Annotated in this window: 10 protein-coding genes and 1 pseudogene; 2 read left to right on the top strand and 9 right to left on the bottom strand. The window is 50.7% G+C overall.

The window, feature by feature from the left end; genetic code table 11:
* Nucleotides 1-303: 303 nt before the first annotated feature.
* A complete protein-coding gene (locus tag DHL47_RS11625) occupies nucleotides 304-1,158 on the bottom strand; it encodes an aldo/keto reductase (RefSeq protein ID WP_209551997.1) in 855 nt (284 codons plus the stop codon).
* A 36-nt stretch (nucleotides 1,159-1,194) separates the two neighbouring features.
* Nucleotides 1,195-2,073, bottom strand: a complete 879-nt coding sequence (locus DHL47_RS11620) for an aldo/keto reductase (RefSeq protein ID WP_209551996.1) — start codon at nucleotides 2,071-2,073, stop codon at nucleotides 1,195-1,197.
* Nucleotides 2,074-2,191: 118 nt separating this feature from the next.
* Between DHL47_RS11620 and DHL47_RS11615 the strand changes: the two genes are divergently transcribed.
* Complete coding sequence (locus DHL47_RS11615) at nucleotides 2,192-3,043, top strand: LysR family transcriptional regulator (RefSeq protein WP_209551995.1); 852 nt, start codon at nucleotides 2,192-2,194, stop codon at nucleotides 3,041-3,043.
* A gap of 6 nt (nucleotides 3,044-3,049) precedes the next feature.
* Here the strand turns inward: DHL47_RS11615 and DHL47_RS11610 are convergent, their stop codons facing one another.
* On the bottom strand, nucleotides 3,050-3,658 hold the full coding sequence (locus tag DHL47_RS11610) for a TetR/AcrR family transcriptional regulator (RefSeq protein WP_209551994.1): 609 nt from the start codon (nucleotides 3,656-3,658) through the stop codon (nucleotides 3,050-3,052).
* Between the two features lie 107 nt (nucleotides 3,659-3,765).
* Between DHL47_RS11610 and DHL47_RS11605 the strand changes: the two genes are divergently transcribed.
* Nucleotides 3,766-4,500, top strand: coding sequence for a hypothetical protein (locus DHL47_RS11605; RefSeq protein ID WP_209551993.1), 735 nt, complete (start codon nucleotides 3,766-3,768; stop codon nucleotides 4,498-4,500).
* A gap of 137 nt (nucleotides 4,501-4,637) precedes the next feature.
* Here the strand turns inward: DHL47_RS11605 and DHL47_RS11600 are convergent.
* The 6 genes and pseudogenes from DHL47_RS11600 to DHL47_RS11575 all read right to left on the bottom strand — a co-directional run bounded on the left by DHL47_RS11600 (nucleotide 4,638) and on the right by DHL47_RS11575 (nucleotide 8,572).
* Nucleotides 4,638-5,031: pseudogene (locus DHL47_RS11600) on the bottom strand (GNAT family N-acetyltransferase).
* Between the two features lie 162 nt (nucleotides 5,032-5,193).
* On the bottom strand, nucleotides 5,194-6,240 hold the full coding sequence (locus DHL47_RS11595) for a zinc-dependent alcohol dehydrogenase family protein (protein WP_209551992.1): 1,047 nt from the start codon (nucleotides 6,238-6,240) through the stop codon (nucleotides 5,194-5,196).
* Nucleotides 6,241-6,453: 213 nt separating this feature from the next.
* Nucleotides 6,454-6,846 carry a YbgA family protein gene (locus DHL47_RS11590; RefSeq protein WP_209551991.1) on the bottom strand — a complete coding sequence of 131 codons (393 nt, stop codon included), beginning with the start codon at nucleotides 6,844-6,846 and terminating at the stop codon, nucleotides 6,454-6,456.
* Nucleotides 6,843-7,121 carry a DUF6429 family protein gene (locus tag DHL47_RS11585; RefSeq protein WP_209551990.1) on the bottom strand — a complete coding sequence of 93 codons (279 nt, stop codon included), beginning with the start codon at nucleotides 7,119-7,121 and terminating at the stop codon, nucleotides 6,843-6,845. Before DHL47_RS11585 ends, DHL47_RS11590 begins: the two co-directional genes overlap by 4 nt.
* A gap of 72 nt (nucleotides 7,122-7,193) precedes the next feature.
* Nucleotides 7,194-7,460: a hypothetical protein gene (locus DHL47_RS11580; protein WP_209551989.1), complete on the bottom strand. Its 267-nt coding sequence runs from the start codon at nucleotides 7,458-7,460 to the stop codon at nucleotides 7,194-7,196.
* Nucleotides 7,457-8,572 carry a hypothetical protein gene (locus tag DHL47_RS11575; RefSeq protein ID WP_209551988.1) on the bottom strand — a complete coding sequence of 372 codons (1,116 nt, stop codon included), beginning with the start codon at nucleotides 8,570-8,572 and terminating at the stop codon, nucleotides 7,457-7,459. The genes DHL47_RS11580 and DHL47_RS11575 overlap by 4 nt, the downstream gene beginning before the upstream one ends.
* Nucleotides 8,573-8,597 lie beyond the last annotated feature (25 nt).

Genomic DNA, 8,597 nt, shown 5'->3' with positions numbered 1-8,597 from the left:
TCAAAACCTCCACTGGAGCTTTTGAGCAATCAGCTACCGCGTCAAGAGTTTTTTACCAAAACAAAGCGAGACTGAAGAACTTTTGTCTCAGCCTCGTCAAAAAGCTCCAGCGGAGGTTTTGAGCGGCCAGCTTCCCAGTTTGCTTTTTGATTTTCTTTGAACATAAAGTGTCTAATGAACTGTGCAGGGGAGATGCTAGCTGACCGACGTCAACAGCATTTCTCCCAACCACTGCGTCCATCTGTTTTTCTCATGCAGCAGCAAGAGACTGGACTTTTTGCCCAGCCTCTTGTTTCCCCTCAGCTAGTCATGAATTTTTAAACCGTGCAGCAGCTTGACAAAGTCCGGATCAGCGTGATTGACAATGTCACTGTGCCCTTGATCCAGCTTGGCTATTTCCGCCCTGTCATCATCGTCCAGAGTGAAATCAAAAACAGCAATATTGGCTTCGATACGAGACGGTGTGACAGACTTGGGCAGGACAATGACGCCGCGGTCCAGATTCCAGCGCAGAGCTACATGAGCTGCGGTTTTGCTGTATTTCTCACCGATTTTGGTCAGAACTGGATGGGTAAAAATCCCAAATCTCCCTTCGGCAAAGGGCCCCCAGGCTTCAAGAGCTACATGATACTCTTCAGCAATCGCCAGTAAGTCCTCTCTTTGGAAGAAAGGATGGGTTTCCACTTGGTTGACCGCCGGCTGGATGTCCACTGTCTGGCAGAAATCAGCCAGACGAGCCGCATCAAAGTTGGAGATGCCGATGGACTTGATTTTCCCATCGCGATAGGCCTCTTCCAGAGCCCGCCAAGCGCCGATATAGTCTCCAAACGGCTGGTGGAGCAGATAGAGATCAATGTAGTCCAGTCCCAGCTTATCCAGTGACGTCTGAATGGCCTTTTTGGCCTTTTCATAGCCAAAGTCCTGCACCCAGAGCTTGCTGGTGACAAAGATGTCCTGACGGGGAATGCCGGACTTACGGACAGCAGCACCGACTGCTTCTTCATTCATATAAACCGCTGCGGTATCAATATGACGGTAGCCGGCTTTGAGCGCCAGACCGACTACTTCCTCTGCCTGAGCCAAATCCGGAACCTGAAAGACACCAAAGCCCACAAGAGGAATGCTTACGCCGTTATTTAAAATCCGTTTTGTTTCCATTTTTCTTCTCGCTTTCTTTTTTAATCCATGCTGATTCTAAGCATCCAGCAAGGTATCATAGCCGCTCAGCAGTTCCAGCAGCTGGTCCATGCCGTCTGCCGTATCGGGCAGACTGTAGCCGCCGCCTTGGTCCAGCCGGGCAATCGCTGCCATTTCACTTTCTGTCAGGGCAAAGTCAAAAACAGCCAGATTTTCCCGCATGCGCTCTATCCGCACGGTCTTGGGAATAGCCACAATATCCCGCTGCATAAACCAGCGCAGAATAACTTGGCCGACAGTCTTTCCATGGCTTTCTGCCATGCTCTTCAGGACTGGAGAGTTGAAAATCTCAGTATTGCCTGCGCCAAATGGTGCCCAGGCTTCCATCTGCACCCCGCGCGCCGCCATGGCTTTCTGGTCCTCTGTCCGCTGGTGCAGGACATTGGCCTCTATCATGTTGACAGCTGGCACGACCTCATTGAAAGCAGCAAATTCAGCCAGCTTGGCCTGGGTGAAATTATCCACGCCGATCGCACGGATTTTCCCAGCCCGGACAGCCTCCGACAGATAGCGCCAGGCCCCATAGAGATCTCCCAGAGGCTGGTGGATGAGGTAGAGGTCAATGTAGTCCAGTCCCAGATTTTTCAGACTGCGCTCCAGCCCTCGCTTAGCTCCTTCATAGCCATCGGTTTTGATGTCCGATAGCCAGAGTTTAGAGGTGACAAAGATGTCTTCCCGGGCGACACTGGTACGGGCAAGGGCAGCACCGACCGCTTTTTCATTGCCATAAGCTGCCGCCGTGTCAATCAGGCGATAGCCGACCTGCTCGACTGCCTGATAGACCATTTCCTCAGCCTGAGCCAAATCGGTCACCCGAAAAACTCCTAGGCCAAGCTTGGGCATTTTGACACCGTTGTTTAAGGTTACATATTCCATTTCCATCCTCGCTTTCTTTTCTTGCTGACTCTATTTTAATCCTCAAAACAGCAAAAGTACAATAGATTCTGTTTATTATGCTATAATGATTCATTATAGTGAACATCAAGGAGAGACCATGAATCCCTATTTACTGGAACAGCTGCTGGCTTTTTACCGGACCGGCACCCTGTCTGCGGCGGCAGAAGCACTCTTTATCTCCCAGCCGGCCCTCAGTCAGTCCATGAAAAAAATCGAAGAAATCGCCGGTGTGCCGCTCTTTATCCGCCAAAAAAATAAGACCGTCTTCAACGAAAACGGCCGTCTCATGGCAGAATATGCAGAAAAAATCCTCAGCCTGCAGGAGGAAATGCTGGCGGCAGTCCGCTATCAGGCCAGCCATCAAAAGAGCCTCCGCATCGGCTCTATCGCACCGGGTCCTCTCCTGCTCTTAGAACCTCAGCTGGCTCAGATTCAGCCGAGTCTGGAGCTGATGACGGACCTGCTGAGCGACGAAGAAGATCTGACAGGCGGCCTGGAGCAGGGCCGCTATGACTGGATTGTGACCCGCCAGCCCTATGAGCATGCCGGCTGGATCTGCCTGCCCTATCTCACTGAAAGGCTCTCTATGCGGATTCCCAAACAGCATCCGCTGGCCAAAAAAGAAAGGCTGACCTTTGCCGATCTAGCCCGGCAGAATATCCTGCTCCTGTCTGAGCTGGGCTTCTGGACGGACCTGGTCAAAGAGCAGATTCCCACGGCCAATTTTCTCTACATTGACAGCCGCCATGCTTTTTCTGAAATCGCCAGCATGGGGACCTTCCCCACTTTCGTTTCCGATTTGTTCACAGCAAAGCAAGAGGCCGCCGACAGCGTCATCCTGCCCCTTCAGGAAGACTTGGCTACTGCCCGCTTTTACCTCCTGCTCAAGGAAGACCAGCTTGGCAAATGGGAAGGACTGCTGAGGCAGGTCCGATCGGGGCGGTCTTAATTTCCCTCACTCCTCCATAAAGGCCTTGACAAAGCCCACCAGACCGACATTGGTCACCTTGGAATGAAAATCGCTCATTGCTGCTGAACCATACTGGGGATGTTCCAGCCAGTAAGTCAGAGTTCCCATAAAAGAAGCTGTCTGGTGATTAAGCAGCAGCTCTCTCTGCAGCTCACTCAAGTGTGGCGAAGCCAAAGAAATACTCTGGTCAAAGAGTTCCCGCACAGCTGCCTGCAGCTTTCTTAGACTGGCCGGCCGGCCTTTTTCACCCAAAAGAACGGCCAATTCAGCCAAATGAGGTTCAAAAAATTTGAAAAAATTCTGCTCCCCATGGATATAATCTTCTACCTGAAAATCCTTATCCAGCCGGACCAATTCAGCAGACTGGAGGGCCGTCTGATAATAGGAGCGCAACTCTGTCAGCAGCCTGTCTTCTATCTTTTCTATCAGCTCATATTTATCAGCATAATGGCGGTAGAAGGTCGAACGGTTAATGTCCGCCAAGTCCGTCAACTGCTCAATCGTAATTTTCTCAAAAGACCGTTCTTTCATCAGTTCAAGAAAGGATTTTTCTATATTTGCCTCGGTTTGCTGATTCTTTTCCTGATAGACCATGCGTTCTCCTTCAAAATGCAACATTCTGTCCTAAATTGGTGCTTGTTTTCCGCTAGTTCCCACTATATAATAAAAATGTTCAGAACACAAGAAAGAAAGGAAAAGAGATGAAAATTATCATTGGAAACAAGGAACTGTCCGACCAAGAACTGGCTGTCTGGCGAAAAAGAAGGCTGCAAAAGGCAGCTAAAACACTGGGCTTCCAGCTGCCCCAGACTGACAAGATGGAGTTGTTGGAAGAGGCGCTGCTGGACTATAAAATGGCGCTGTCCGACCAAGAAATGCGGGCAAAATTAGCCAAAAAGCTCAAATGGAGCCAGACTGCCATGGCTGCAGCAGCCAAATGGTCCAAAAAGCCCAGAAAGAAAGCCCTGACGACCATTTTTGCCCCCGGCCTGACTGCTGCTGCTTTCAGCTATCAGCTGGAAGAGCTGATGCTGACAGATAAGCCTCTGCATCGGAAAATCAATCTGAGCGCCTGTCCGGACCATTATCTTCTGCGGGCTGAGGGCGAGGTTTTGGAAGTGATTGAGACAGCCGGCAACAGCCCGCTTCCGGCCCAGTTTTTTATCTCCTTTGACAGCGAGGAGGCAATCGAAGAACCTCGTGACCCCCGCTATCCCTATCAGTCCGTCGGGGCGGCCAAACTGCAGGACGGCAGCATTCTGGGAGGCATCCGCCATCAGTTCCGCGATACAGCAGAAGGTTTGGAAGCCCGGCTCCTGGTCGAATTTCCCAGCCTCTGCCCGGACAGCCTGATCCGCCAGCACCAGCTGCACCTGGCAGCTGAGTGGTCCCTATGGATTGGCTGGTGCAGAGAAGCCCAGAAAAAGAAAGCCTGAGATTCCGGCCAGCTGAAAGGCAGCCAACACTCAGACTGCATCAACAGCCCTAAACTCTGCTCCAATCTTTAAGCCCGCATTATTAAAGGGGGCGGCGGAAGGCAGCCATCACCGGCGGCTGTCCCACTTCCGCCATCTTACGGCAAAGGCTTAATCAGCCAAATGTCCATGGCGGTGTGGCCAGCTTCATTGGAAACAGGCTCCTCCAGCATTTTAATTTTAAAGCTGTAATGCTCCTAAACAGCGACAGCAGCAGACAGCTCGGTGCAGGTCTCCAGATAGAGCTGCTCATCGCCTTCATCCCGAGCCACCTGAAAAATCTTCTTGAGCAGGCCGCTGGAACAGCTCTTCCCGCGGCTCTTTTTGCTGACATAGAGCTTTTGCAGCTCAGCTGTTTTTCCGTTACCGGGGCAATTCCCCCGCAGCCGACCAGCCGTCCCGGGCTTGTCCAGACCATACTCTTCCAGACTACTGCGAATCAGCTGAGCCACCGCATGGATTGGCCGCTTCTTCCATCATTCGTAAGTTTATATCTTCTCTCTCATACTGTCTACAGCAGGTTTCTGCTTTTTGAGCTAATATAAAAAAGGATGATTCCCTTCTATCAAGAGAAATCATCCTCAGCCTATGAGCTGCTGCACTCAGCAGCGGGATAGTCAAACCAGCAGCAGATAGGCTTAAAACAGAAGCCTATCAGTCTAAAACAATCATCGATTTGATTGTCTTGCGCTCATCCATATCCCTGTAGGCTTGGTCAATGTCATCCAGTTTATAAGCACTGGTAAAGACCTTGCCCGGATTGATAACGCCGTCCAGCACAGCCTTGAGCAGCACTCCCTTGTCATAAGTGGTGACAGAAGCCGGACCGCCGGCAAAGACCGTATTGCGCATGAAATAGTCACCGATATTGATATCCTCCGTATGAGGCACACCGACCCGGCCGATAACAGCGCCCGGACGGGCGATGGCAATGGCGGTTTCCGTTGAGAGCTGAGTCCCCACGCACTCCAAAGAGGCATCCACACCATCACCATTGGTCAGCTCCAGCACCTTGGCAATGCCTTCCTCGCCACGCTCAGCTACCACATCGGTAGCACCAAACTCAAGCGCCAGTTTCTGCCGGTCCTCATGGCGGCTCATGATGATAATCCGCTTAGCACCGCGAAGTTTAGCCGCAATAACCGCACAGAGTCCCACTGCCCCGTCACCGACAACAGCCACCGTGTCACCCGGCTGCACATTGGCCACACGCGCCGCATGATAGCCGGTCGGCATCACATCCGCCAGAGCCAAGAAGGACTTGAGCATATTTTCACTGTAGTCGCTGGGCTGACCCGGCACCTTGACCAGAGACCAGTCAGCATGGGTATAGCGGACAAACTCAGCCTGATAGCCGCCGCTGAAGTTGCTTTCCGGCCCATGATCCTGACAGCCGCCCTCATAGCCAGCCCGGCAGGCCGCACAATGGCCGCAGCCATGAGTAAAGGGGGCGATGACAAAGTCGCCCGGCTTGACAGTATTGATGTCGCTGCCCACTTCTTCGACAATACCGATAATCTCATGGCCGGAATTAGCCGAATGTTCCTCTTTCTCACTGATACCGCGGTAAGCCCAGAGGTCGGACCCGCAGACACAGGATCGGACCACACGGATAATCGCATCATCACTCTCCACAATCCGAGGTTTCTCCATCGTTTCAACGGCCACTTGACCGGCTTTGACAAATACAGCTGATTTCATTCAGAATACTCCTTTAATCGTTATATGATAACTATTATACACCTTGGAGTCAACTCTAAGTCAAGTATTTTACAGAAAAATACGAACTTTTTTCAATACGGCTTTCCGCACACCGGCTGCCAGCCCACTCTCACCGCTGCTGCACAGGATTCCCAGTGCTGGCCTAGAAGCTGCTGGTGGGGCAGCTTTGTGAGGAGGCCTGATGACAGAGTCTCAGGTTTGGCCTCCAAAGACTAAAGCGGATTCCTGCAGGTAGCGATTCGGGTACTTGAGGAGCAATTCCCTGACCGCTGCTGCCAGAGCCCCCTGCTCCGCCTGACCGTCTTGGTAACGTTCCAAAAGCTGCAGAAACTCTGCCTTTTCAGCCGGACTGGCCTTCTTCTTAAAATAACCCCAGACATGCTGGAAGGCATTGCAGACCTGACCGCGGTTTTCAGGCAAGCTGACTGCCTGGTCTATCATAGCCTGAACCTGAGCTACTTCTACCTGGTCTCCTTTCAGATACTGACGGATTTCCAGATAAATCCTGCTGGAATGGCTGAGCACCAAGTATTTATTGCGAGCCCAAAGCTTCTGACAGAGGGAAACTTGCTTGGCATCTTTCATGATTTTCTTTCCTGCCAATCCTCAATGCCAAATTCTTCCAGCAAAAGTCTGGCCTTTTCAAGACCTTCTGGGGTCAGATAGACGGATTTATTTCTAACATTTCCTTGGTCAATCAAGTCCTGCTCATCCAAGTCATTAATCACGTCCCAGTCATAGCCCTTCCAGGCTCTGTAAAGGGGAAGGTCGGAATAGCGATTCCTTTCCTGAAATTTGCTTAGATAGAGCAAGACCAAGGTTAAGTCCTTCATGGCCTGTTCTGGCTTCTTTTTATCCATAGTGCCGCCTCCTTCTATTTTTTACAAACGGCTAAATTCCTCTAACATAGCAGGCCGGTTGTGATAGGCGGTTCACCATTTGGAGAGGAGCTGCTGGACCACCGCCTCACCGCCAGCTATTTTCTTCATATTCGACAGGATTTCAGCTAATTCCTTATAGTGCTTGCGGGTGCTGGAATGCCTCAGAGCATCCTCCAATTCTGCAGACAGTATAGTCAAAGTTTCCTGCGGGAAATGCCGGCCCAAGTCCAGATAGGTCTGTTTCAATACCACAGGATTAGACTGGGCCCGGACCAAGACTTCCTCCCGAAATCCCTCTCTTCGGTAAAAATCAATCAAGCGCCAATCATTTCTTTGTTCCCAGTTTTCCTTGAGCCGCAAGCGGACGGTCTGCCAGTCAGCTGCTCTTTCAGCTTATCTATGAGATTAAAGTCAATGCTCCCAGTTAGAAGAATCTCTTCTAACAACTGACGATAATCCTCCCACTTTTCCTGCCGGCGGCAGAGGTCTTTGAGTTTCAGGCGCAGACGGCCGTGATGGATAGCTTCTGGAGCGGCTAGTTCTTTCTTGATAAGCTGTTCAGCTTCTGCATGCAGTCCCAGAGCAATGTGTCCATCAATAGAAAGTTCCCGAACACTCGCCTGACTCCAGTAATCCTGCAAAAGTTGACCAAAATCTGTCAAAGATTTCCCCAGCTCTTTCGAGATTGAAAAAACGAGCCCAACCATACTTTTAAATTCAAATTCCTCTGACCAAGAAGCATTTTGGGGAGGAACTTTCAGATGCTCCAGCAGAAAAGCCAGCTTTCTCACAGCAAAGTCCTGACCGGAAAAATGCTCTTCAAAGAGATTCCAATCATAATCTGTCAGAGAAGAATTCCTCTTCTGTGACAGGGCTGCCAGAAGCTGGGCAAAGACTTGCTCATCCTGACCCGGGCCAATTCTGTCTTCCAGGCTTTCGAATACTTGCTCAGTCAGCCTCATCAAGCCGCCATCTGAATCGTCCATGTCAGTATCATCCAGCTGAGCAAGTAAGTCATCAGCAAGGTCAAAATGCTCCTCGACGGTTAATCCATAAAGGAGATTTCCCCGCTGCTGGTCCAGAAAGAAACTCAGCTCATCCTCAAAAGCATCCATGTTTTCATAGTAAATATAGCCGCTGTGTCCTGCATATTTGCTGATGATGGAGGACACACATTTTTCGAGTTTGTCCAGACTGATACCTTCCGTCCTGTCTGCTATATAATGCTGCAATTCACGCTTAAATGCCGGCTTACTGCCAGCCTTGGCCAGACAAAATTCCTTAAAAATGGCTGCATCCACCTCGTCTAAAGAGGGGGATTTTTTAGACGGCTCTGTCTTGCTCTTTTCATAGACCATCAAAACCGCTGACATGTGCTTACAGAGCTCACCCACATCCTGATTGTAGGGACGCTTCGTAAATCTCCCCACCCTCTACTGTCAGCTCGACATAGTA

It is taken from the genome of Streptococcus panodentis, from assembly GCF_017884005.1.
Classification (GTDB): domain Bacteria; phylum Bacillota; class Bacilli; order Lactobacillales; family Streptococcaceae; genus Streptococcus; species Streptococcus panodentis.
This window is presented reverse-complemented; position numbering and strand designations above follow the sequence as displayed.

Bases quoted from the DNA above. Each gene is read 5' to 3' on its own strand.
- DHL47_RS11590 (WP_209551991.1), bottom strand. From the start codon at position 6,846: ATGAAAGATGCCAAGCAAGTTTCCCTCTGTCAGAAGCTTTGGGCTCGC.
- DHL47_RS11610 (WP_209551994.1), bottom strand. From the start codon at position 3,658: ATGGTCTATCAGGAAAAGAATCAGCAAACCGAGGCAAATATAGAAAAA.
- DHL47_RS11605 (WP_209551993.1), top strand. From the start codon at position 3,766: ATGAAAATTATCATTGGAAACAAGGAACTGTCCGACCAAGAACTGGCT.
- DHL47_RS11625 (WP_209551997.1), bottom strand. From the start codon at position 1,158: ATGGAAACAAAACGGATTTTAAATAACGGCGTAAGCATTCCTCTTGTG.
- DHL47_RS11620 (WP_209551996.1), bottom strand. From the start codon at position 2,073: ATGGAATATGTAACCTTAAACAACGGTGTCAAAATGCCCAAGCTTGGC.
- DHL47_RS11585 (WP_209551990.1), bottom strand. From the start codon at position 7,121: ATGGATAAAAAGAAGCCAGAACAGGCCATGAAGGACTTAACCTTGGTC.
- DHL47_RS11615 (WP_209551995.1), top strand. From the start codon at position 2,192: ATGAATCCCTATTTACTGGAACAGCTGCTGGCTTTTTACCGGACCGGC.
- DHL47_RS11595 (WP_209551992.1), bottom strand. From the start codon at position 6,240: ATGAAATCAGCTGTATTTGTCAAAGCCGGTCAAGTGGCCGTTGAAACG.